Source organism: Agrobacterium sp. NPDC058088 (assembly GCF_042885035.1).
In the GTDB taxonomy this organism is placed as follows: domain Bacteria; phylum Pseudomonadota; class Alphaproteobacteria; order Rhizobiales; family Rhizobiaceae; genus Agrobacterium.
Genome location: NZ_JBHVSU010000003.1, coordinates 55,388 through 76,667 on the forward strand (window position 1 = coordinate 55,388; position 21,280 = coordinate 76,667).

Here is a 21,280-nt window from a genome sequence, read left to right on the forward strand (position 1 = left end):
GTCAAGAAAGCTTGAGGAGGAACCCCATGAAAAAACTATTGCTTGCTACAGTCTTCAGTTTGCTCGCCGTCCCCGCATTTGCCGAAACACGCATTGCTGTGACCATGACATCTTTCGATAATCCCTTTCTCACCATCTTGCTGCATGGGATGAGAGAGGATGCCAAAAAGAAAGGCGTTGACCTGATCGCCGAGGATGCGCAGCTCGACCCCGCAAAGCAGCTTAATCAGGTGCAAAATTTCGTAGCAAACGGCGTGGAAGCCATCATCGTCAATCCCGTCGATGGGGACTCGACGGCGGCGATCACAAAGACCGCGGCAGATGCAAACATCCCTTTGATTTATGTGAACCATCCCCCTGCCGAACTCGACACCGGAATGCCCGAAAAGACCGCCTTCGTCGGTTCCAACGAGCTTGATTCCGGCACGATGGAAGCCGAAGCGGTTTGCAAGCTGCTTGGTGGAAAAGGCAAGGCTGTCGTGCTGATGGGGCCGCTGGAAAACCATGCCGCTCTGGTGCGCACGAAGGACGTGGAAACCGTTTTCTCGCGTCCTGACTGCAAGATCGAAATCCTGGAAAAGCAGACGGCCAACTGGAATAGAACCCAGGCACAGGACTTGGTGTCTTCCTGGATGACCGCTGGCATCACCTTTGATGCGGTGGTTGCCAATAATGACGAGATGGCCATTGGCGCGATCCAGGCTCTCAAGGCATCCGGTGCTAACATGAAGGACGTGGTGATAGCCGGCATCGACGCCACCCCCGACGGCCTTGCTGCCATGAAGGCCGGTGAGCTCGACGTCACGGTTTTCCAGAATGCAACGAAACAGGGTGAGGTTGCGGTGCAGGCCGCAATCGATCTTTCCAACGGTAAAACCGTCGCAAAGACACTCTGGGTTCCCTTCGAACTCGTCACCCCTGACAACATGGCCGCTTACGCGAAGTAGCCAGCCTCTGGTTGCGGGCCGCCCTCTGTGGCCCGCAACCGCCAAGAGCGCGTCAGCCCGCGCAACATCAACACATATTAGTCCGGAGGCAGAAATGCGTATCGCAATAGACCCGTTCATGCATCGTCACCTGAGCCTTGAGGAATTACCGCGCAAGGTGCGCGAGCTTGGCTACGACTGGATCGAGATGAGCCCGCGTGCCGATTTCCTCGAGTGGTTCAAGGCGCCGCGCGTGTTTCCACAGCGCATGAAGGAGTTCAAAAAGGCGCTGGCGGCCGAGAACGTCAAAATCGCGTCGCTTCTCCCAATGTATCGTTGGGCCTCAAATGATGAGACGGAGCGCCAGGCCGCGGTGAAGCACTGGAAGCGTGCCATCGAAATTGCCGTCGAAATGGAAATCGACACGATGAACTCCGAGTTCGGTCGTGGACCGCATCCCGACAAGGGAAGCTGCTATTGCTGCCACACCGGATCGATGATCGAAGCCTGCGAGGATGCCTGGTGGCGGTCGATGGAAGAGCTGGTTCCAGTCTTCGAACGTGAAAACATCCAGCTTAACATCGAGCCTCATCCTGAAGACTGGTGCGAGACGCTGCAGCCAGCCCTGGATATCATCAGAACTGTGAACTCGAAGAATGTGAAGTTCCTCTACTGCGCCCCGCACACATTCTACTTCGGCGATGATACCAAGGCGATGCTGCGAGAGGCAAAGGACGTTCTCGCTCATGTGCATGTCGGCGACACCTTCAATCACAAGGCAAGCTCCGGCCTGCGCTATATCCTGAACCCGCCCGGCACCCAGGCTCGTGTGCATCAGCATCTCAATATCGGTCAGGGCGAGGTGCCTTGGGACGACTTCTTTGGCACGCTGGCCGAGATCGGTTTCGACGGGATCATGACGGCCTGCGTCTTCGCCTGGGAGGATAAAGCTGATCACTCCGGCAAATTCATGCTGTCGGAGATGAACCGCTACATCGAAAAATACTGGCCAAAATGATTTTGGATATGGTTCAGGCGCATCCCTAACCAAAGCCAAAGCAAAATAGGTCAACGGAGCGACCCTGCAGCCCGGTTGGAAAGCTGTGACCTGCTTGAACAGTCGAGCAAAGCTCAATGATCGTTCCGAAGCCAGCTAAATGAGCGGCAGGAAATGGTAAGGCGCGCGCATTTTGCGATCGAACTTGCACGTGGCCGCGGTATCCGCGTCGATAGCGACATTGATACCGAAGCGCTTGCACGTATTCTCGACCGCGTGATGGGGCTCAGATGATCCCGGTCCCGGCTGGGGAGAAGGCGCTACTTACGCCGGCGAAAATCCGTTTTCGCAAAGCTCCCGCAGCTCCCTCGGAGCGAGATGATCAAGCGAAAGCTCCGGCAGCAGATCATTGTCCGCTTCCAGATTGCGCGCGACCGATGCGGTGAAGATGCGAATACCGGCTTCGTGCAGGATGGCAGGACGATTGACGATGCGGCCTAGAAGGACGGTTGGTAAAAGACCGAAGGGCACATCCTCGAAGATATAGCGGCTGTCGATGGAGGAAGGTCCCATCCCGCCTCGTCCCTCACGATGCATCTGCTGGTTCATTTCCGACACAGAGGCGAGAGGTACATGAAAGGAGAGAGAAAAGTGCTCTCGGACCGTCTTTACCCCAAGGCCAAAGCTCTCGGCGATTGACAGTCGCTCGGCGTCGAGCGCTTCGATCAACTGCCCGACCGCCGGTGTGACATGTTCGCCCTGTCCCCAGCTCTCCGCCTTTTCCATCCGTGTCAGATTGAGCAATGCGATGCCGAGATGATTTTGCGGATTGAGGTTTGAGAGCGCGATGGCGAGCAAACCGTCGCGTTCGACGAAACGATCACCGAAGAGTTCAGTGCACAGGCTATGACCCTCAGCGGCTGCCGACTTCGGCAGGGTGGCAAAGTCCACCTTCTGGCGGATGGTGTTGACAACGACGCTGCGCCCGTCCGGTTGGCGGCGCGCCGTCAGAAGCGTCGTCCCCCAGGCGATGATCGGCAAATGGAGGTTGCGTTCGGCCAACCTCTTGGACAGATAAAGCGCTCCAAAGGAGCTATGAGAGCTGATGATGACGGGGAGTCCCTGCCGCAAATGCGGCAGTGCCGCGTCGATAGCGGCACGATGACCGTTGGCGGGCATTGCAATGATGACCGCATCTGCATCCGCAACAGCGGCCTCGCAGGTTGCCGCGACGTCGACTGGACCGACGAAGTCCAACGCGCCGGTAGCGATGAGCGGTTTGCCTTCCGACAAGGGCGTAGCACTGCGCCCGGAGGGCGACCACAGTGACGGGCGATGTCCCGCTTCGGCGAGAAAAGCCGCCATGCCATAAGCAATCGAACCCGCACCGAGAATGGCTATCCGCATGTCATCTATCCTTTCGGTTGTAGGAGTAGGCGTGGCGCCACCCTCTGGTCTCTATCTTTCGCGCAGGACACAAACCGGTTCTGTACATTGCCCGCCGATCGTTGCGCAAATGCATCATTTTTTCTGGCACGCCGGAAACCGCGTTCTCGGTTCTCCTGCCTCATTTATCAGCGCGCCTGCCTACACCCTCAGCAAGTCTTGGCTCCTTCGAGTAAATGCATGTGCTGCATGAGCAAAAGCCGCGCCCTGAGGCTTAATTTTCTGCACAGTTCGAAGTCAGCGAGCCATCTTTTTCATCTTCTCCCCCTCGAACGAAAAATTCTCTTTTGTCACTAGCAGATATCATGCGTTTAATGCACATTAAATTTGTCATAATGCAAAGGATGCATGATAGCGATGGAGATACGCGAGCTCGAGGCGTTTCTGGCGGTAATGTCCGCAGGCAGCATTACCGGTGCTGCGCGCCTCCTTGACCGTTCGCAATCTCAGGTGACGCGCCTCATTCAAGATCTTGAGACATCGCTCGGATTTCCGCTGTTCGATCGCAATGGCCCGCGTATTACGCCGAGTGACAAGGGGGTGGCTTTCCACGCCGAAGCGGAGCGCTTCATCAGCGGCATCGAGCATCTGCGCAACCGTGCCCAACGCATCAGTCTCAAGGAGCCTGAGCCGGTCGAGATCGCGGCGACCCCTGCTTTTGCAACCGGAATGGTGCCGCTCGCTCTCGCGGAGTTACCCGAAGCTCTTCTGCCGCATACGGTTTTTTTAAGAAGCATGCCGGCCGAGGCTGCGGTCCAGGCGGTGCTGGGACGGACTGCGGATTTCTGTGTGACGTCGCTTCCGGCAGAGCAACCGGGTCTCGAGGCGCATGGCTATTTCCAGGGCCGCTGTGCAGCGGTCTTGTCCGTCAACGATCCGCTGGCGGCCAAGGATGTCGTTTCTATTAGCGAACTTGCCGACCAGACGATCATTACGCTTGCAAACCCATTCCGTCTGCGCCGCCGCGTCGACAAGGCGCTGCAAGAGGCAAATGTCCGCGCACGGCGGATCATCGCCACGAGCGCGGCGATGAGTGCGGTACAAGTCGCGTCGACCGGCATGGGAATTGCGATCGTTGAACCGGCTACCGCTTACGGTCCCTTGACTGCGGGCGTGACTGTGCGACCGCTCGACGTCGACATTCCGTTTCTCTGGGGAATTTTCTCGGCAACAGCACGCCCGTTGTCGGCCACCGCCCAGGAGTTGATTCAGCTGATTATCCGTGTCGCCTCAGCCCGCATGCCGGATTTCATCGCCCACGATCCGCGCGCCTCAGGGCGTGTGGCTGACGTCACCTATGGGGGAACCGTCGAAGGGGACGCTCCCTGATCAGAATTTTTTGCCCCGTCGACCCCAACCAAGAAACAACAAAGGAGAGTGCCATGAATGAGTTTAAAGCGACCCGCCGTTCCACCCTCAAACTGCTCGCCGCCGGCTCCGGCATCCTGGCGGCGCCTGGCCTGATGCGCTCCGCCCACGCGCAGGGAAAGGTCGTCAACATCACGACCTACGACAAGTTCGTGCCGCAGTCTTTCATCGACCAGTTTCAGAAGGACACGGGGATCGAGATCCGCATCCGTCTGACGGACGATCAGGGCAAGCAGTATAACATTCTGACGGCCGAAGGCGCCACGCCGTCGACCGATATCGTGACGGTAACCGGCCACCGGCTCTCCCAGTTCATCGGCTCCAACCTCCTTTCGCCGCTTGATACCAGCCGACTGAAGAATTGGGACAAGCTGGCGGCAGCCTACAAAGGCGCACCACAGCTCACCATCAACGGCTCCACCTACGGCGTTCCGCTTCTGGCGGGCTTTGAAGGTCTGGCCCGCAACACGGAGTACACCAAGCCTTCCGACAGCTGGGGCATGATGTTCGACGAGGAATACAAGGGACTGACGTCCTACATCATTTCGGACTTCCTCTCTCTGACCATGCTGTATCAAGGCAATGACGGCGATTATGTCGCCTATGAAGGCAAGGAAGCCGTTGCCCAGGAAGCAACCAACAAGGCGCGCGACTTCCTGATCAGCCAAAAGGACAAGGTTCGCAAATATTACGATGCGGGCTCCGAGGTTCAGCAAATGTTCCTGAACGAGGACATCTACGTCGCGCAGGCCTGGTCCGGTCCGACGTCCAAGCTGATCATGGACGGTCACCCCATCGAACTGTCGGTTCCGAAGGAAGGCACCTACGGGTTCCTCTACTCCTTCAACGTTGTGAAGAACGGTCCGAATGCGGACGCTGCCTATGCCTTCCTGGACGCCATTCTCGCCTCACCGGAAATCGGTGCTGCCATGGTTCGCCAGTCCGGCTTTGCCTCGGCCTTTGATGGCGTCGACAAGCTGCTCAACGACCGCGAACGGGCCGCCATGGCGCTTCCACAGGACCAGATGGAGCGCATCAAGTTCTTCAGCTCGGTCAACCGGGCGATGAAGAACGCGATGATCGACAAGGCAGCTGCCGAAATCAAGGCTGCCTGAGTTACCGCTGCGATGCGACGCGAACCCGGCCTGCACCGGGTTCGCAGACCCCAATAAAAAGCTTGTCCAGAGCTGGGAACGATCATGGTGAACACGACAATGACTGAACTCCGAGAGGAAAGCGCGCCAGCCCCGGCGCCTTATTCCGGATGGATTGGCAAGGTGACAGGCTCAGCCCTTTACCGAACCACCATAGGCCGGCTGGCAGACAGTCGCCATGCGCGCCTCGCACTCCTTGCCGGTATACCCGTGATATGGCTTTTCGTCCTGCATGTCGGGCCGATCCTGCAAATGGCCAATATCAGTTTCACGGACAACTATCCGCCTCAACCGAACGAGACCACGCGCTATACCCTCGCCAACTATGCTTTGTTCTTCTCGGATTCGATTTACGTGCTGCCCTTCATACGCAGCCTCGTATTTGCGGCCGTCGTTACCGTGTCGACCCTGGTGATCGTTTATCCGGTTGCCTATTACGTGGCGAAGGTGCTCCAGCCGAAGCAGCGTATGCGCGCGCTGCTGCTCCTGCTCATCCCGTTCTGGGCCGGAGAACTGATCCGTACCTTTTCGGTCATCATGCTGCTGGCCAATCGCGGAGCCGTCAACGTTCTGTTGCGCGAGATCGGCCTCATCGATCGGCCTATCCCGATGCTTTACACGTCCTTTTCGCTGAGCTTCGGCGTCATCTACCTCCTGGCGCTCTACATGCTGCTCCCGCTCTATTCGGCCATAGAAAAGATCCCGGTACAGCTGGTGCATGCCGCTGCCGATCTTGGCGCAAGTCCTTTCCAACGCTTTCGTCGTGTTATCCTGCCGCTGTCGAAAGACGGTATCGTGTCCGGCTGCAGCCTGGTTTACCTAACGGCCGTCGGTGTCTTCGCGGCTCCCCTGCTGCTCGGTGGCCCGAACGCCGTCATCTTTCCGGAGGTGATCGCAACACTCTTCCACTCCTCCAACGACAAATGGCCTGAAGGCGCTGCCTTCGCCATGCTGATGCTCGCCGTATCGCTGACAACGGTTGGTCTCTTCATGCGCGTCGTTGGCGGTCGCTCTGTCCGGCTGATGTAGGAGATAACGATGCGGTCCCCGTTAAATGACCTTCCGAAGACGGCACTTGGTGCCTGTTACGCCATTTTCGTTATCTATCTGCTTTTGCCGCTGGCCCTGATGATGGCAATGAGCTTCAAGGATGCAAACTTCATCGCCTTTCCGATCAGTAACTGGACCCTGGACTGGTACGGCAAAGTGCTGCAGGACAAGCAGTTCATAGAAGCGTCGGTGTATTCGGCCGGCATTGCGCTTGCTACCACGATTGGTGCGACCGTCATCGGTGTGTGGATTGCCCTGCTGATTTCAGCCGAAGGCATCCGCGGCAAGGCTATTCTCTTTGCGCTCGCCTGTCTGCCTGCCGTCGTTCCCGGTCTCATCAACGCCATCTCGATGCGGATATTCATCCGGATGGTCGATATTCCCACGGGCACCTTCGCCATCATTCTGTCCCACACTGTACACGCGGTGCCGTTTGTCGTGATCATGGTGCTGACGCGCCTTCGTTCCATGCCTGCCAATCTCGTCGATGCTGCAAGAGACCTAGGGGCGGACGCTTTTATCGCCTTCATGCGCGTCACGGTCCCCTACATCCTGCCGGCGCTGATCGGCGGCATGATCTTCTGCGTCCTGACCAGTATCGACGATTTCGTGCGCACCTTCTTCCTGGGCGGATACAAGCCGACGCTACCGATGCTCATCTTCGCCAAGGTCCAGGGCGGCATGTCACCCGAGATCAATGCGATGGCGACCATCGTCCTCATCGTCACCGCCGCCATCGGCCTTTATGCCGAGCACTTCACCCGCCGTTCGAGGAGCTGAGTTATGCAGCCGGTTGTTCATTTTAAAAACGTCAACAAGTCGTACGGCGCTTCTCTTGCTGTCGACGATCTGGACCTGGCGGTCGCGCCGGGCCAATTCGTTACTCTGCTTGGCCCCTCCGGTTGCGGCAAATCCACGACGCTGAGAATGCTGGGCGGGTTTGAAACGCCATCTTCCGGCGAGATCTATCTCGACGGGCAGCCGATCTCGCATCTGCCGCCCAACAGGCGAAACGTCAATATCGTCTTTCAGGACTATGCCCTGTTTCCGCACCTGTCAGTCCAGCGCAACATTGCTTTCGGACTTGAACTGAAGGGGCTGGATTCGGCGTCCATCCACCGCCGGGTCATGGAACTCCTCGGTCTCGTCAAGCTGCAGGATTTTGCAGGGCGCATGCCTGAACAATTGTCAGGTGGTCAGCGCCAGCGCGTGGCTCTCATGCGGGCGCTGGCGCCGGACCCGAACGTCTTGTTGCTCGACGAGCCGCTATCGGCGCTCGACGCCAAGCTGCGTCATGAGATGCAGATCGAGTTGAAGTCGATCCAGCAGACGACCGGCAAAACCTTCATCTTCGTCACCCATGACCAGGAAGAGGCGCTGACCATGTCTGATGTCGTGGTGGTGATGAACAAGGGGCGGATCGAGCAGATGGGAGCGCCTGATGATCTCTATGCGCGCCCCCGCAGCCGCTTCGTCGCCGACTTCATTGGTCAGAGCAATTTTCTCGAAGGCCGATTAGTCTCTGCCGAGGGCGGGGTCGCTACGGTCGACTGGCAGGGCAGCTTGATCCGGGCCGATCTTAACGGCCACCATCACGCCATTGGCAGCCACGTTACGATTGCGCTGCGTCCGGAGGCTCTGTTCTGTCTGCCCGAGCAGCCGAGTGATCGTTTTGCCCTCAAGGGCCAGATCGAGCGGCGTGTGTTCAAGGGCGCGCACACGACGTTGACTGTCCGTCTGGATAACGGCGCCCTCCTGTCGGCCCAACTCGATCCGGTGGCGCTCTCGCATCTCGAAGGCGAGACAGTCTGGGTCGGCTGGCGTGATCGCGATGCCGTGGTGCTGGCCGATTAATCCTCATGCCCGTCGGTGCCGATGGGCAACAATATATTTCAGGAGATCACCTGATGACATTGGAACATCAAGACCGGACCGAGCAGCAGAGACTAGCTGCGCTCAACGCCCGGGTGAGGCAGGATCTGTCCTACCTCAACTATCCCGCAGCAAACTGGTCGAAACCGGTCTCGACCTCAGAGGGCCAGCGCGCCAGTGACGTCGTGATCATCGGCGGCGGCATGTGCGGCCTCGTTGCCTGGCATGCCCTGACACGGGCAGGGATCGCCAATATCCGGATTGTGGACCGGGCGGCAAAAGGCGAGGAGGGGCCCTGGGTGACTTACGCGCGCATGGAAACCCTGCGCTCGCCCAAGAACCTGCTTGGACCCGCCCTCGGCATGGCGTCGCTCACCTTCAGGGCTTGGTTCACCGCCCGCTTTGGCGAAGAGGCCTGGGAAGAACTCTTCCGCATTCCGCGCCCCATGTGGATGGAATATCTGGGCTGGTACCGGCAGGTGATGGAAATCCCGGTTGAAAACAATATCCACGTCACCCGCGTCGTCCCACGGCCCGATGGGCTTCTGGAGCTGGAGATCGAGGGTGGGAAGGCTGCCCCGATCGTCACCCGGAAACTGGTAATGGCAACGGGGCGCGATGGCCTTGGAGAACCGACGATCCCGGACTTTGTGAAGGGCATGCAGCGCCACGTCAGCTGGGCGCATTCCGCCGACATGATTGATTTTCAGCGTCTGAAAGGGAAACGCGTCGTTGTCATCGGGGTAGGGGCGTCCGCCGTGGACAATGCCGCCGAAGCGCTGGAGCAGGGGGCCGGTGAGGTGCGTCTCCTTGCCAGACGCAAGACAATGCCGACCATCAACAAGTTGATGGGCATCGGATCCTACGGCGTCACCGCCGGCTTCGCCAAAATTGACCCTGAGTGGCGCTGGCGTCTCATGGATTATTCCGTCAAGCAGCAGACCCCCGCCCCGCACAACTCGACGCTGAGGGTGAGCCGACATCCCAACGCCTATTTCCATTTCGACTGCGGTATCCAATCGATGAAGGAAGAGGGTGGCGAGGTTGTGATCACGACAATCAACGGTCGCGTCTTTCGGACCGATTTCGTGATTTTGGGAACGGGATTCTCAATCGACCCCGTCAGTCGTCCCGAGCTCGAAATGTTCAATGGGCAGATCGCCTGCTGGGAGGACCGCTACACACCGCCAGCAGGTGAGGAAAACCCCGGTCTTGGCAGGTTTCCCTGGCTGCAAGACGACTTCTCCTTCACCGAGAAAGAGCCGGGTGCCGCCCCTTGGCTGGAGCACATCCATTGTTTCAATTACGGTTCATCGGTCAGTCTGGGCAAAGTCAGCGGCGATATTCCGGCCATCAGCGAAGGTGCGCTCTGGCTCGCGCGAGGTATCGCCGCTTCGCTGTTCATCGCCGACATCGATCATCACTGGGAAGCGCTGAAGGCTTACGAAAAGCCTGAACTCGATGGGTCCGAATGGACCGATGCGGATGCCGGCCCTTCCATGCAGAAGACAGCCTGAGGCTAAAGTGATGAGCAGAAAAACGGTTTATTATTACCACGCGCTCAGTTCGCCCTGGGCCTATCTGGGCTGGCCACAGTTCAAGGCGCTGATCGAAAAATACGATCTTGATGTCGTCGTCCGCCCCACCCGTATCGTCACCGAAAACGGTGGTGTTCCGCTTCGTTCCAGACCTCAGCCGCGGCAGGACTACCACGCCGTCGAACTGGACCGCTGGCGCAAACGTCTGGGCATGCCGTTGGTGCTGAAGCCCAGATATTATCCGACCAACAACGAGTTTTCCGCGCGCATGGTGATTGCGGCCGACAGGCAGGGTTTGCCTGCACTGGAACTCAGTCATGCGCTTCTGCGAGCCCTATGGGCGGAGGAGAAGGACGTGACCGATCCGGACGTTCGCATTGCCGTGGCAAACAGCCTGGGTCTTGATGGTCGTGCGCTGCGTGCGCTCGAAGACACGCCCGAGATCATGGCGGCCTGGCATGACAGCCACGCCGAAGCGCAGTCGCGTGGTGTCTTTGGAACCCCCACCTGGGTTTATCGCGACACGCTCTATTGGGGGCAGGACCGCCTGACCTTTCTGGATGACGCTCTTTCCGAGGATTGAAAAAACAATGACAGCCACACCTCCAGAAGACGTGATCGACCGCGTCCTCGGCCTTGATGAAAGCTCCGATCTGCTGAAACTCCGCGAGCGGCGCTCTAACCTCAAACACCTGACGCAGACCAGCTATCTTGCGGCGTTGAGGCCAGCAGAGCCACGCAACTTTTCCTACGCCCTGCGGGCGGCACTTGCCGCGCGTATGTCCGCTTTGTGGAAGGCGAAAGAACTCCATGCGCACTACATTGAGCGGCTTGCCGAGGAGGAGGCAGGCTCCGACTACGCATCAGTCGCCGATCCGTCGTCGGTCCTTCAGCACGCGGATCCCCGTTTGCAAGCCATTCTAAACCACGTTGATCTCGTGACCCTTACGCCGAAGAACGCGACCCGGGAAAACATTGAAAAACTCTACGCCGTTGGTCTCGACGACCGCGATATCGTCACGCTCGCCGGCCTTATTGCCTATGTGAATTATCAGGTGCTGGTCGTCGCCGGCCTCAAGATGATGAGGGACAATTGATATGTCACAGCCCGTCCATGAATTCACCCTCGATGCGCTTGACTGGCATCCCTACGTCAAGCCTGTCGATCTCACGACGGCGACGCCCGAGCAATTGTCGGCCCTGAAGGTCACCCCTTCCAATACCAAGGTATCGGCCTATGTCCTGGTGCTCGCCAATGAGGCGGAGGCGCTGAACGAGCGCACCCCGCTCTTCAATGATATCATGTATAGTGAAAACGGATTATCACGCGGTGGGCGCGAGATCGGCGCGCTGGCGGCATCCTTCGTCAATCACTGCATCTATTGCGCCGCGGTTCACGCCAACCGCTATATCCAGCTGGAGAAACGGCCCGAGGTCGTTGACGAGATATACAAGAACGGGCTGGATGCGGACCTTCCGGATTTCGAGCAGGCGCTGTTCAATTTCGGTGTCGATCTGACCGCCCATCCAGACAATGTGGGGGTCTACCAATTTTATCACTTGCGGGAAATCGGCCTGGATGATCTTGAAATTCTCGACCTCATCCATTCCATCGCCATCTTCGGCTGGGCGAACCGGCTGATGCATACGTTGGGTGAACCACATCGGAAAGAATAAGTGAACGCAACGGCAATTACCGCGACCGAGGCAGCTGTCCGCCCGTTCAGCGTCGCGCACCGCGATGTCCTCAAAATCGCGATACCGATGATGATCGCGTATCTGTCGACGCCGCTAGTCGGTCTGGTGGCGACGGGTGTCATCGCGCATATGCGAAACGAGGCACTGGTGGGCGGTGTCGCGCTGGCCTCGGTTATCTTCGACGTCATCTTCGTGACCTTCAATTTTCTGCGCGGCGCCACGACCGGCTTTACGGCGCAGGCGATGGGCGCGGGCGACCGGGTGGCGGAACAGCGCATGTTGCTGAGCGGCCTTATCATCGCACTGGTGGCCGGTCTGTTGTTGCTGCTGCTCCAGGGCCCGATCGGCGCGCTTGGCATGAGCGTCATGGGCGCAGATGGGGTTGTCGCCGAAGCCGCCACGACCTACTTCCACTGGCGGATCTGGTCGGCCCCCTTTGTTCTGTTCAACTTTGTCGCCTTCGGCTGGCTTATTGGCCGCGGTGAGGCCATGTGGAGCATGATCCTTCAGACGCTGCTGAATGGCCTGAATGCCGCCCTCAGCGTTCACTGGGTCATAGGGCTCGGCTGGGGCGTGGAAGGTGTCGCGATCGCCACGCTGGTTGCAGAAGCCGTGACCGCTTTGGCAGGCGCAGCTTTGATCCTGGCCAAGACCGATCGCTCCTCCTGGCAGCTTCCTGATATACCGGCGATCAGGCGATCCTTTGCGGTCAACGGCGACATGATGATCCGCTCATTCGCATTGCTGATCGGCCTGTCCTTTTTTACGCGCCAGAGCGGCTTTCTCGGGATCGAGGTGCTTGCCGCCAACACCATTCTCTTGCGGTTCTATTTCTTCGGCGTCGCCTTCCTCGATGGTGTCGCTACAGCGGCAGAACAGCTTGCCGGCCGCGCCGTCGGCGCACGTTATCGACCCGCCTTCGATCGCACGATCAAATTGACGACGCTCTGGGGCGTCATTTTCGCGGCGCTGGTTTCCTTGGCATTCCTGGCTGGCGGGGATTGGGTCATCGCGCTGACGGCGCCTACCGATGCCGTTGCGAGAATGGCTGACGGTTATCTGATCTACGTGGTGGTTTTGCCTGTCGTCGGCATCATCGCCTTCCAGATGGACGGCGTCTATATCGGATCCACATGGTCGCGACAAATGCGCAACCTTATGGTGGCGTCTCTGATCATCTATTTCGCCGCCTGGGCGGTCCTGCAGCCTCTTTATGGCAACGATGGCCTATGGATTTCCCTGCTGTTGTTCCAGGGCGCTCGAAGCATCGCCTTTCGGCTTATGCTTCCGAGACTTGCGGCGGCAACGTTCCGGTAAAGATATGACGACGAATTGCCCTGGGCGGTCAGCCGTTGGAGAAATGGCGAGCGGCTTTGAATGAAGTCACTGAAGTCAGCGGGCTCGGTTTGTGCTATCCCCGCACATAATCCAGTTATTCCGCAGCGATTGTTGCGTTCTGATAACGTGCTTTTACAAGCAAGGCAGCCTCTGCGACTGCCTGATTTATCCGCGCGTTTATGGTCGGTGAAAGCTCACCTTCTACGAAATCCCGGCCGGAAGTGTAGATCGCGGTTGGTGTCACGAAGGCTTCGAAAAATGCAAATAGCGGCCTGAGCTGGTGTTCCACCACAAGCGAATGCCGGTCTCCGCCGCCGGTTGCCGTCAGGATGATCGGTTTACCTCTGAGGTCCGCGGGGTCGAGAAGATCGATGACGTGTTTAAAGAGCCCTGTATAGCTCCCCTTGTAGGTCGGTGAGCCGATCACCAGAGCCTCGGCATTGATGATCGTCTGAACAATCTGCCTTGCATCGCCATCGAGATCAGCAACGGACCGTGCCGAGCTCAACGATGCCCCGAGATCCTCGATGTCGAAAACCCGGTGCTTCAGGCCCAGTTGCCCGGCCAGCCCTTCGCTGACACTTTCGACAAAACGCTTCGTGCTGGATGGGCGCGATGTGTTGCCGGAGAAACCGACGATCAGATTATTGCTCATTGGGCGTTCTTTCGAGTGGTCTTGAGGAAAGGCGTTTTGCGCCATCGCACCTTAAGCTGTCTTCAGAATTGACAGGCCGCCTGGGTGTGCCGACCGGTCATTCTCGCCGGTTTTCCAACGCTCAAAGGCGGCGCGTCCCAGAATGGCGACGGACGTATCTTCCTGAGGGGCATGGACGAGAACCGACTGGATATCGCGAAAATGCCGCTCCAGGCCGAGATCGGCGTTGAGGCCGGGGTTGCCGATGCCTCGGACCGCCAGCTGGACAGCGTCGCGGATCTGCCTTCCGGCGAGAAGGCGGGCCCTTATCAGGTGTTCGGCATCGCCAATATGGTTTGCGAGCGTGCCAAAGATGATCTGGCGGGCGCCGGAAACCAGAAGGTCGATCTCACCCGAGAGCTCGACGAAACGGTCCGTCTGCGCAATCGGACGGCCAAGATTAGCCGGCACGCGCTCATGCGCGAAGCGGATGAACGCTTCTTGGGCGGCCTCCGCCGCGCCCAGATAGATGGCGGTGAGGGCAAGCGTCATTGCCGCATGGCCGCGATTATCCTGCTGGGCGACCGAGGGATCAACCAGCTCCAGCACATTTTCTGCCGGGATTTCAACCTCGGTATATTCGACGTCGTGCGAACCGGTCGCCCGCATGCCGAGGCTTTTCCAGTTCTCGATAATCTCGATGCCCGGCAGACCGTTGGGGACGACGAAGGTGCCGACCCGCGGCTGAACCTCATCGGTATGCGCCCAGACGAGAAAGTGGGTGAGGCCATGGGCACCCGTTACGAAGCGTTTGCGCCCGGTGATCGACCAGCCATTTGCGGTGCGGTGTGCCCGTGTGGCCGGTAATCCGCCGCGTGCCGGCGAGCCCAGTTCGGGCTCCACACGCGCGGCGTTCAGCAGAAGCGGTTGGTTTTTGGCCGTTGAAAGAAGGTCCCTGTAGAGACCGTCCGGCCAGTGGTCTTTTGCCGCTTGTCCCAGATGCGTGAAGATCGTCATCGCGCTGATGAGCGCCACAGAAGGATCACCGCGTCCAAGCGCCGCCAGAATATGGGCTGCGGTGTTCAAGGTGCCACCCGAACCGCCGTAACGCGTCGCCACGGTGCTCTCAAGAAGCCCAGCCTGATGAACGGCACGGATACCGGCCCAGGGAAATTGACCGGTCTGATCCGCAACCGGTGCGGCTTCGGAAACGACGCGCACGGCTGCGTCAAGGGCGGTGGGATCATAGGACATGCGGACAATGGCTTTCTGAAGGTCGGGATGCGGGATCACCCAATGCGGGCCTGGATGATCCTGGTCTTGGGGGAAGAGCTGGACAGGTCCAATGACCTGACCGGACTGCCGCGATCAGGCGGCAGCCTTCTTCTTTGCTTCTTCGCGTTCACGAATGCCTTCGCGGACGAGGGGCAGGATATATCGCCCGTAGTCGACAGCATCATTGTAGTTATCGTATCCGCGGATCGAAATCAGATCAGCGCCAAGATCGATATAATCGAGAATGGAGTCAGCGATCGTCCGCGGTGACCCGACCAAAGCGGTTGTCGCGCCGCTGGCATTGGTCGCGGTAACTGTCGGATACCAGAGTGCGCGGTCGTGAACATCGCCGCGCTTGGCAATGTCGAGCAGGCGCTGGGAGCCGATATTGGCGGGCGGCGTCGCATTGACCGGTGCGCGGGAAAGACCCTTCTGGCGGTTTTCGTTCAGTCGGTCGAGAACCCTGTGGGCCTTTTCCCAGGCCAATTCATCCGTTTCGGCAACGATCGGCCGGAAGGTGACCCAGATGCGCGGGCGATCGGTCCGGCCAGCTTTTGCGGCTTCGGCATAGATACGGTCAATCTGCTGCTTGGTTTCTGCCAGCGGTTCTCCCCACAGGCCGAAAATGTCGCACAGCGACCCGCCGATACGATAGGCGGCATCCGACGAACCACCGAGCGAAATCGGGATCAGCCCGTTGGTGGGACGCACGGCGCTGCGGAACTGCTTGAACTGGTAATATTTTCCGTCGAAATCGAAGGGTTCTTTCGACGTCCAGGCGAGGCGGAGAATGCGGATATATTCTTCCTGGCGTTCGTAACGCTCTTCCTTGTTGAGGAAATCGCCCTCACGCGCCTGCTCCTCATCGCTTCCGCCGGCGATGAAGTGAACGACGACGCGTCCGCCACTCAACTGATCGAGCGTTGCAAGCGATTTGGCCGCTACCGTCGGGTAAACAGTGTTGGGCCTGAGCGCGACGATGATCTTGATGTTCTTCGTATGCGCAAGCACCGTTGCGCCCAGCGTGAACGGATCGAACGAAGAAGAGGAATAGGGAATGAGCGTATAGTTGAATCCGTAGTCGTCCAATGCACGTGCATAACGCTCCAGAAACAGCGGATCGACCGGAGCATCCGGGATGGGGTTTAGATCATTGGACTCGTTGGGAAAGCTGACGCTGATGAATTCCGCAGCCATGGGAGCTCCTTGGTGTTTCTGAATATGGGTGAAAGCTAAAGCCGCGACGGCACATGAGGAAGACAGGTCTTTCTATTTCTATGGAAAATGTAGAAAATATTGCCCGACTTAGGCTCTGAGACCTTGGATTGTCATCTGTTACGGCTTTTCGTGATCCGGAGCGGGCGTCCACCCCAGAGATGGAGCGACCGTCGTTGCCAGATCGGAGAGCAATCGTAGATTTTCGGACAGCCCGAAAGCGGGTGGCAGAAACAGAACGAGTTCATCTGAGGCCGCCAATCCCGGGTCGCTCAATACGCTCTCGATGACTTCGTCCGGTGTGCCTTGAAAGACCGGAGAAATCTGGGCTCCGACGGGCTGGCCAGCAGGAGCCAGCGCTCCCTTGGGGCGTGAGGCGGCAATACCCACCGTGCGACGCTCAAGGTCGTAGGCGGCATATTTCTCACGCAATTCCGGGGTTGTGCCGACCAGAACGGAAGCGGCAACGGCGACCGGCGGCGGCGTCGTTTTCCAGAGGCGGAGCCAGTGGGTGCGATAAGCATCGATGATCCGCGCCTGATATTGTCCGAATGTCTCACCTTCGGCGTGATCGTGAAGGACGGTTCCCGAAATCAGCCCGATACCGAGCTCGGCGGCCTGGATTGCTGAATCGATGCTGGCTGAGCCCTGTCGGATGCGGCTGCGCAAGGTGGGGCTGTGCGGTGTAACCCGCAATTCGGCTCCTAAAGGTGCCCCTTGGTCCCGCTCCGTAACCTTGTGCAGAACATCTCCTGCAATAGCCGCGAGGAAGCGCGACTGACGGCGTTTTGCCTCCGTTCGCGCATCGGTATCGACCGTTCCGAACACGGCGTCAAACGCGCCGTTGGCCCCGGTCGAAATCGCCAGCTCAAGCCGGCCGTCTATCAACAGGTCTGTCGTTCCTGCCGCTTCCGCAAGGAGAATGGGATCTTGATAACGCATCGGAATGACGGCGGAGCCAAGCGTGATGTGCCTCGTATGCTGGCCGACTGCCGCAAAGAAGGGTAACGGGGAAGAAAGATAATGATCGAAGTGACGCTGATAGGCCCAGCCCGATTGATATCCCAGCTTTTCCGCCTGCCTGAACAGTTCAATGCCCTGCCGCAGTCCTTTCGCCGGACCGTCGTCGTCGTTGAACGATACCCGCGTATTGAAGCCCAGTCGCTGCTTCGGTCGAAACAGGAGGGGAAGATCGCCGGAAGGTGCCGCAATATTCATGCGTGTTGCTCCTTTCGTGGAGCGCGCTGGACAGCGGGAGCGTGAACCTTCCCGGCGATGCCCGACGGGATCGAGTTCAGCAGCGACGCGGTATAGTCGTGTTGCGGATTGTCGAAGATTTCGGTAACGGCCCCATGCTCCACAATGCGTCCCCGCTGCATAACGGAAACGCTGTGTGCAAGCTGCCGGACCAGGGCAAGGTCATGCGAAACGAAGACATAGGTCAGGCCGAGCTTCGCCTGCAGTGACAACAGAACCTCGACGATGTCCGCCTGAACGCTGACATCGAGAGCGGATGTGGGTTCGTCCAACACGATCACGTCCGGCTTCAGAACGAGCGAGCGGGCGATCGCCACACGCTGACGCTGCCCGCCGGAGAGAGCCGATGGCTTGCGCTCCAGCAGTTGCTCGCTCAAACCGACATTGGCGAGGGCTTCCCGTACCCGTTCGGACCGCTCTTTTGGCGTGCCGATTTTGAACCGGTCGAGCGGTTCACGAATAAGCTGCCCCACCTTCCAGGTCGGGTCGAGTGAGGTGAACGGGTTCTGGTAGACCAGTTGAAGATGCCGCCAGACGGACCGCAGCAAAGCCCTGCTCTGGCTCGTGACGGTCTCATCGGCAACCGTGATCGTACCGCTCTCCGGTTCTTCGAGCCCTAGCAGCAGGCGGATCGTCGTTGTCTTGCCGGAGCCGGACTCGCCGACGAGAGCATGGGTCGTGCCTGCCGGAACCGTAAATGAAATATCGTCCACCGCCGTCAGGGTTTTGCCATCCACTGTGAAACGTTTGGTGACACCCTCCACGCTGATCTTCGGTGCATTATCTCCCTTGAGGAGGCGGAACCCCGGATCGCGAAACGTCGCGTAGCGGTCCGGATTGAGTGCAGGCACGTCCCCATGGAGCTTTTTCGCATAGGGAGAAGAGGGGGAGGAAAAAACGGCGGATGTTTTGCCGGCCTCTTGCACGACACCGTTTTTCAGCACGACGAGCTTATCTGCCCGCTCTGCTGCTATCGCGAGATCATGGGTAATGAGAAGTAGGCTGATGTTCAGCTCATCGCGAAGGCGGGACAGGAGGTCGAGGATACGTTTCTGGATCGTGACATCGAGCGCCGAGGTCGGCTCGTCGGCCACCAGCAGGGCAGGACGCGGCAATATCGCCAGAGCGATCAGCACGCGCTGCAGCATTCCGCCCGAGAGTTGATGCGGATAGGAATCGTAGACCCGCTGCGGATTGTCGAGACCGACCTTGGCGAAGGTTTCGAGGATAAGTGCCTTGCGGATCGCCGGATTGACCTCTTCCGTCAGCGCTGCCGCCTCCAGCGCTTGTGCGCCGATTGTTCTCACAGGGTTGAGGGAGTTGCCGGGATCCTGCGGCACGAAACCGATCTCGCGACCGCGATACGGCCTGAAGCGCCGTTCCGGCAATGCCATAATGTCCTGCCTGTCGAAAACGACCCGACCGGTGGCGTTTGCGCCGGTGGGCAAAAGCCGCAGCACAGCCTTCGCAATGGTTGATTTTCCCGAACCGGACTCTCCGATCAGCGCAAGGCTTTCACCACGCCCGAGTTCGAAGCCGACACCATGCACGACTTCCTGCCGCCCGTAGGAGACGGTAAGATTTTCAACTCCGAGAAGGGGTATGGCGCGCTGTGGAGACGCTGCGACGATCTCGGGACGGATTGGCGCTGTTTTCAGTGCGATTTGCGAAGCCATCGGCTGATCCTGTTGACAGAGAGGACGGTCACGATCGTAACGAACGCGGGCGCATAAACGAGCCAGGGCCATTTGAGGTAGTCCTTGCCGATCGAAATCAGCAGGCCCCAGTCTGAAGAAGGCGGAGGATCGCCGTAGCCGAGGAAGGCGAGGCTGGCGATCACAAGGATGGACTCGCCGAATTGCAGGACGGCAAGCGGCAGCATTGAGCGGGATGCGTTTGGAAGCACATGTCTCAGCACGATGTAGCCGCGTGAGCCACCTGCGAGAAACGACGCCTCCACAAAAGTCGCCTGGCGCGTCTTTATGACCTCCGAACGCGCCACGCGGGCGAAGAAGGCGATCGCCGATATGCCTGTCGCAATCGCGGCGTTGATCGTCTCGAAGCCGATCGCCGTGACGATGATGACGGCCAGCAGGAACTTCGGGATGGACAGCAGCACGTCGACAAAACGCGCAAAGACGATATCCACCCAACCGCCGAAAAATCCAGCGAGAAGACCGATCACCCCGCCGATCAACACGCCAATGACGACGGCGACGAGCGCGCTCGATACCGAGGACGCGGTGCCATATACGACGCGGGTGTAGAGATCGCGCCCCAGATGGTCCGTTCCGAACCAGTGGGCAGCACTGGGCGCAAGGAGCTTGTTGGCGGGGACACCATTGACCGGGCTGAGACTTGTGAACAACTGCGGCGCAATCGACCAAGCGATGACGATTGCGATGACAAGCAGGGAGAGGGCGACCGTCAGGGTGATGTTGAGAGCTTTCAGTCGCTCCAACGGGTCGCTGACGGAAACCGGGCTGGAAATAAGGCTCATGGTTTGGCCCCCGTTTCAAAGCCAAGCGACGTGTCATCGATGGTCGAGAGGCGGCGTTTTCGGCCAACGATAATTTTCACCCGTGGATCGAGCAGCGGATAGAGAAGATCGGCGATGAGGTTGACGACGACGAACACCACGGCCCCCAGCGAGACGATGGCTTGCAAGACCGGAAGGTCCTGCGTACTGACGGAACGCTGGACGAGACTGCCGATACCGGTTCGGCCGAATACCGTTTCCGTGATCAGCGAGTTGCCCAAAAGCTCGCCAACCGTCAGGGCGATAACCGTCACCACAGGCAATGAGGCGGGCTTGAGAAGATGTGTTGCGAAAAGCCGTCTCGGCCCGATGCCGCGGCTACGGGCAACCGCTGCGTAATCCTGCTCGGCCTCATGATCGAGATTGGCAATCAGGACTTCCGCGATCTGTGCGGAAAACGGTATGCCGATGGTGATCGCAGCGAACAGCGTTGCCCAGAAACTGTCGGGTTCGATGACCCGGAACAGCCTGAGCTGAAAACCGAAAAGGTGGATCAGAAACAGGCCGATAACGAAATTCGGTGTCGACAGGAACAGCGAAGGGAAGGCCCTCAGAAGCCCCTGCCCATACCGTTTCGGCACGACCTGCGTGCCATAGGCAACCGCAAAGGCTAGGATCAACGCGACCGTGAGTCCGGCGGTGGCCAAAACCAGCGTCGATGGCAGCACCTCGGCGATAAGCGTCGAGACGGGTCGGTTGGAGCGCATGGAGATGCCGAGATCGCCCGTCAGGAATGCCGACAGGGAGTGCCAGAGTTGCACGATGACCGGCCTGTCCAGCCCCTGCGCAGCAATGATTTCGGCAATCTCCTGCTCGGTAAAGCCGTTCTGCGGGTTGCGCAGAACGCTGGTGATCGGGTCGCCAGGCAAGACGCTGACGACCACGAAAGTGAAGACATAGGCCAGAAGGATGACGACGATCGCCTGGCCGAGCCGCTTTGCGGCGTAGGTTAGGTAGGCATTGCTCATGCCGT

Annotated in this window: 20 protein-coding genes; 12 read left to right on the top strand and 8 right to left on the bottom strand. The window is 58.9% G+C overall.

Annotation, left to right across the window (positions count from 1 at the left end; all coding sequences use genetic code 11):
* Positions 1 to 26: 26 nt before the first annotated feature.
* Together ACFVTJ_RS10415 and ACFVTJ_RS10420 are read left to right on the top strand one after the other, a co-directional pair.
* A complete protein-coding gene (locus ACFVTJ_RS10415; RefSeq protein ID WP_386907043.1) occupies positions 27 to 947 on the top strand; it encodes a sugar ABC transporter substrate-binding protein in 921 nt (306 codons plus the stop codon).
* A 94-nt stretch (positions 948 to 1,041) separates the two neighbouring features.
* Positions 1,042 to 1,944, top strand: a complete 903-nt coding sequence (locus ACFVTJ_RS10420; protein WP_386907045.1) for a sugar phosphate isomerase/epimerase family protein — start codon at positions 1,042 to 1,044, stop codon at positions 1,942 to 1,944.
* A gap of 303 nt (positions 1,945 to 2,247) precedes the next feature.
* Here the strand turns inward: ACFVTJ_RS10420 and ACFVTJ_RS10425 are convergent, their stop codons facing one another.
* Complete coding sequence (locus ACFVTJ_RS10425; RefSeq protein WP_386907047.1) at positions 2,248 to 3,330, bottom strand: NAD/NADP octopine/nopaline dehydrogenase family protein; 1,083 nt, start codon at positions 3,328 to 3,330, stop codon at positions 2,248 to 2,250.
* Between the two features lie 387 nt (positions 3,331 to 3,717).
* Between ACFVTJ_RS10425 and ACFVTJ_RS10430 the strand changes: the two genes are divergently transcribed.
* The 10 genes from ACFVTJ_RS10430 to ACFVTJ_RS10475 all read left to right on the top strand — a co-directional run bounded on the left by ACFVTJ_RS10430 (position 3,718) and on the right by ACFVTJ_RS10475 (position 13,366).
* Positions 3,718 to 4,698 carry a LysR family transcriptional regulator gene (locus tag ACFVTJ_RS10430; protein WP_386907049.1) on the top strand — a complete coding sequence of 327 codons (981 nt, stop codon included), beginning with the start codon at positions 3,718 to 3,720 and terminating at the stop codon, positions 4,696 to 4,698.
* A 53-nt stretch (positions 4,699 to 4,751) separates the two neighbouring features.
* Complete coding sequence (locus ACFVTJ_RS10435; RefSeq protein WP_386907051.1) at positions 4,752 to 5,852, top strand: extracellular solute-binding protein; 1,101 nt, start codon at positions 4,752 to 4,754, stop codon at positions 5,850 to 5,852.
* Between the two features lie 84 nt (positions 5,853 to 5,936).
* Complete coding sequence (locus ACFVTJ_RS10440) at positions 5,937 to 6,920, top strand: ABC transporter permease (RefSeq protein WP_386907053.1); 984 nt, start codon at positions 5,937 to 5,939, stop codon at positions 6,918 to 6,920.
* Between the two features lie 9 nt (positions 6,921 to 6,929).
* Positions 6,930 to 7,721 carry an ABC transporter permease gene (locus ACFVTJ_RS10445; RefSeq protein ID WP_386907055.1) on the top strand — a complete coding sequence of 264 codons (792 nt, stop codon included), beginning with the start codon at positions 6,930 to 6,932 and terminating at the stop codon, positions 7,719 to 7,721.
* Positions 7,722 to 7,724: 3 nt separating this feature from the next.
* Entirely contained in the window at positions 7,725 to 8,795 is a 1,071-nt protein-coding gene (locus ACFVTJ_RS10450) for an ABC transporter ATP-binding protein (RefSeq protein WP_386907057.1), read from the top strand.
* A 53-nt stretch (positions 8,796 to 8,848) separates the two neighbouring features.
* The gene (locus ACFVTJ_RS10455; protein WP_386907059.1) at positions 8,849 to 10,330 is read left to right on the top strand and encodes an NAD(P)-binding domain-containing protein; all 1,482 of its coding nucleotides are present in this window, start codon (positions 8,849 to 8,851) and stop codon (positions 10,328 to 10,330) included.
* Between the two features lie 10 nt (positions 10,331 to 10,340).
* Positions 10,341 to 10,934 carry a 2-hydroxychromene-2-carboxylate isomerase gene (locus ACFVTJ_RS10460; RefSeq protein ID WP_386907061.1) on the top strand — a complete coding sequence of 198 codons (594 nt, stop codon included), beginning with the start codon at positions 10,341 to 10,343 and terminating at the stop codon, positions 10,932 to 10,934.
* Positions 10,935 to 10,941: 7 nt separating this feature from the next.
* Complete coding sequence (locus ACFVTJ_RS10465; RefSeq protein WP_386907063.1) at positions 10,942 to 11,448, top strand: CMD domain-containing protein; 507 nt, start codon at positions 10,942 to 10,944, stop codon at positions 11,446 to 11,448.
* A 1-nt stretch (position 11,449) separates the two neighbouring features.
* The gene (locus ACFVTJ_RS10470) at positions 11,450 to 12,028 is read left to right on the top strand and encodes a peroxidase-related enzyme (RefSeq protein WP_386907065.1); all 579 of its coding nucleotides are present in this window, start codon (positions 11,450 to 11,452) and stop codon (positions 12,026 to 12,028) included.
* Positions 12,029 to 13,366, top strand: a complete 1,338-nt coding sequence (locus ACFVTJ_RS10475; RefSeq protein ID WP_386907066.1) for an MATE family efflux transporter — start codon at positions 12,029 to 12,031, stop codon at positions 13,364 to 13,366.
* A gap of 115 nt (positions 13,367 to 13,481) precedes the next feature.
* Here the strand turns inward: ACFVTJ_RS10475 and ACFVTJ_RS10480 are convergent, their stop codons facing one another.
* The 7 genes from ACFVTJ_RS10480 to ACFVTJ_RS10510 form a co-directional block, all read right to left on the bottom strand.
* On the bottom strand, positions 13,482 to 14,042 hold the full coding sequence (locus tag ACFVTJ_RS10480; RefSeq protein ID WP_386907068.1) for an NAD(P)H-dependent oxidoreductase: 561 nt from the start codon (positions 14,040 to 14,042) through the stop codon (positions 13,482 to 13,484).
* 51 nt (positions 14,043 to 14,093) lie between these two features.
* Positions 14,094 to 15,275 (bottom strand): acyl-CoA dehydrogenase family protein, encoded by a 1,182-nt coding sequence (locus ACFVTJ_RS10485; RefSeq protein WP_386907070.1) that lies wholly within the window; start codon positions 15,273 to 15,275, stop codon positions 14,094 to 14,096.
* Between the two features lie 114 nt (positions 15,276 to 15,389).
* On the bottom strand, positions 15,390 to 16,493 hold the full coding sequence (locus ACFVTJ_RS10490) for an LLM class flavin-dependent oxidoreductase (RefSeq protein ID WP_386907072.1): 1,104 nt from the start codon (positions 16,491 to 16,493) through the stop codon (positions 15,390 to 15,392).
* A 138-nt stretch (positions 16,494 to 16,631) separates the two neighbouring features.
* Complete coding sequence (locus ACFVTJ_RS10495; RefSeq protein ID WP_386907074.1) at positions 16,632 to 17,729, bottom strand: LLM class flavin-dependent oxidoreductase; 1,098 nt, start codon at positions 17,727 to 17,729, stop codon at positions 16,632 to 16,634.
* Positions 17,726 to 19,444, bottom strand: a complete 1,719-nt coding sequence (locus ACFVTJ_RS10500) for a dipeptide ABC transporter ATP-binding protein (RefSeq protein ID WP_386907075.1) — start codon at positions 19,442 to 19,444, stop codon at positions 17,726 to 17,728. Before ACFVTJ_RS10500 ends, ACFVTJ_RS10495 begins: the two co-directional genes overlap by 4 nt.
* Complete coding sequence (locus ACFVTJ_RS10505) at positions 19,423 to 20,268, bottom strand: ABC transporter permease (protein WP_386907077.1); 846 nt, start codon at positions 20,266 to 20,268, stop codon at positions 19,423 to 19,425. Before ACFVTJ_RS10505 ends, ACFVTJ_RS10500 begins: the two co-directional genes overlap by 22 nt.
* Complete coding sequence (locus ACFVTJ_RS10510; protein WP_386907079.1) at positions 20,265 to 21,275, bottom strand: ABC transporter permease; 1,011 nt, start codon at positions 21,273 to 21,275, stop codon at positions 20,265 to 20,267. Before ACFVTJ_RS10510 ends, ACFVTJ_RS10505 begins: the two co-directional genes overlap by 4 nt.
* Between the last annotated feature and the right edge of the window lie 5 nt (positions 21,276 to 21,280).

Excerpts from the sequence above, each read along its gene's own strand:
- ACFVTJ_RS10415 (WP_386907043.1), top strand. The coding sequence starts at position 27 with ATGAAAAAACTATTGCTTGCTACAGTCTTCAGTTTGCTCGCCGTCCCC.
- ACFVTJ_RS10420 (WP_386907045.1), top strand. The coding sequence starts at position 1,042 with ATGCGTATCGCAATAGACCCGTTCATGCATCGTCACCTGAGCCTTGAG.
- ACFVTJ_RS10425 (WP_386907047.1), bottom strand. The coding sequence starts at position 3,330 with ATGCGGATAGCCATTCTCGGTGCGGGTTCGATTGCTTATGGCATGGCG.
- ACFVTJ_RS10430 (WP_386907049.1), top strand. The coding sequence starts at position 3,718 with ATGATAGCGATGGAGATACGCGAGCTCGAGGCGTTTCTGGCGGTAATG.
- ACFVTJ_RS10435 (WP_386907051.1), top strand. The coding sequence starts at position 4,752 with ATGAATGAGTTTAAAGCGACCCGCCGTTCCACCCTCAAACTGCTCGCC.
- ACFVTJ_RS10440 (WP_386907053.1), top strand. The coding sequence starts at position 5,937 with ATGGTGAACACGACAATGACTGAACTCCGAGAGGAAAGCGCGCCAGCC.
- ACFVTJ_RS10445 (WP_386907055.1), top strand. The coding sequence starts at position 6,930 with ATGCGGTCCCCGTTAAATGACCTTCCGAAGACGGCACTTGGTGCCTGT.
- ACFVTJ_RS10450 (WP_386907057.1), top strand. The coding sequence starts at position 7,725 with ATGCAGCCGGTTGTTCATTTTAAAAACGTCAACAAGTCGTACGGCGCT.
- ACFVTJ_RS10455 (WP_386907059.1), top strand. The coding sequence starts at position 8,849 with ATGACATTGGAACATCAAGACCGGACCGAGCAGCAGAGACTAGCTGCG.
- ACFVTJ_RS10460 (WP_386907061.1), top strand. The coding sequence starts at position 10,341 with ATGAGCAGAAAAACGGTTTATTATTACCACGCGCTCAGTTCGCCCTGG.
- ACFVTJ_RS10465 (WP_386907063.1), top strand. The coding sequence starts at position 10,942 with ATGACAGCCACACCTCCAGAAGACGTGATCGACCGCGTCCTCGGCCTT.
- ACFVTJ_RS10470 (WP_386907065.1), top strand. The coding sequence starts at position 11,450 with ATGTCACAGCCCGTCCATGAATTCACCCTCGATGCGCTTGACTGGCAT.
- ACFVTJ_RS10480 (WP_386907068.1), bottom strand. The coding sequence starts at position 14,042 with ATGAGCAATAATCTGATCGTCGGTTTCTCCGGCAACACATCGCGCCCA.
- ACFVTJ_RS10485 (WP_386907070.1), bottom strand. The coding sequence starts at position 15,275 with ATGTCCTATGATCCCACCGCCCTTGACGCAGCCGTGCGCGTCGTTTCC.
- ACFVTJ_RS10490 (WP_386907072.1), bottom strand. The coding sequence starts at position 16,493 with ATGGCTGCGGAATTCATCAGCGTCAGCTTTCCCAACGAGTCCAATGAT.
- ACFVTJ_RS10495 (WP_386907074.1), bottom strand. The coding sequence starts at position 17,729 with ATGAATATTGCGGCACCTTCCGGCGATCTTCCCCTCCTGTTTCGACCG.
- ACFVTJ_RS10500 (WP_386907075.1), bottom strand. The coding sequence starts at position 19,444 with ATGGCTTCGCAAATCGCACTGAAAACAGCGCCAATCCGTCCCGAGATC.
- ACFVTJ_RS10505 (WP_386907077.1), bottom strand. The coding sequence starts at position 20,268 with ATGAGCCTTATTTCCAGCCCGGTTTCCGTCAGCGACCCGTTGGAGCGA.
- ACFVTJ_RS10510 (WP_386907079.1), bottom strand. The coding sequence starts at position 21,275 with ATGAGCAATGCCTACCTAACCTACGCCGCAAAGCGGCTCGGCCAGGCG.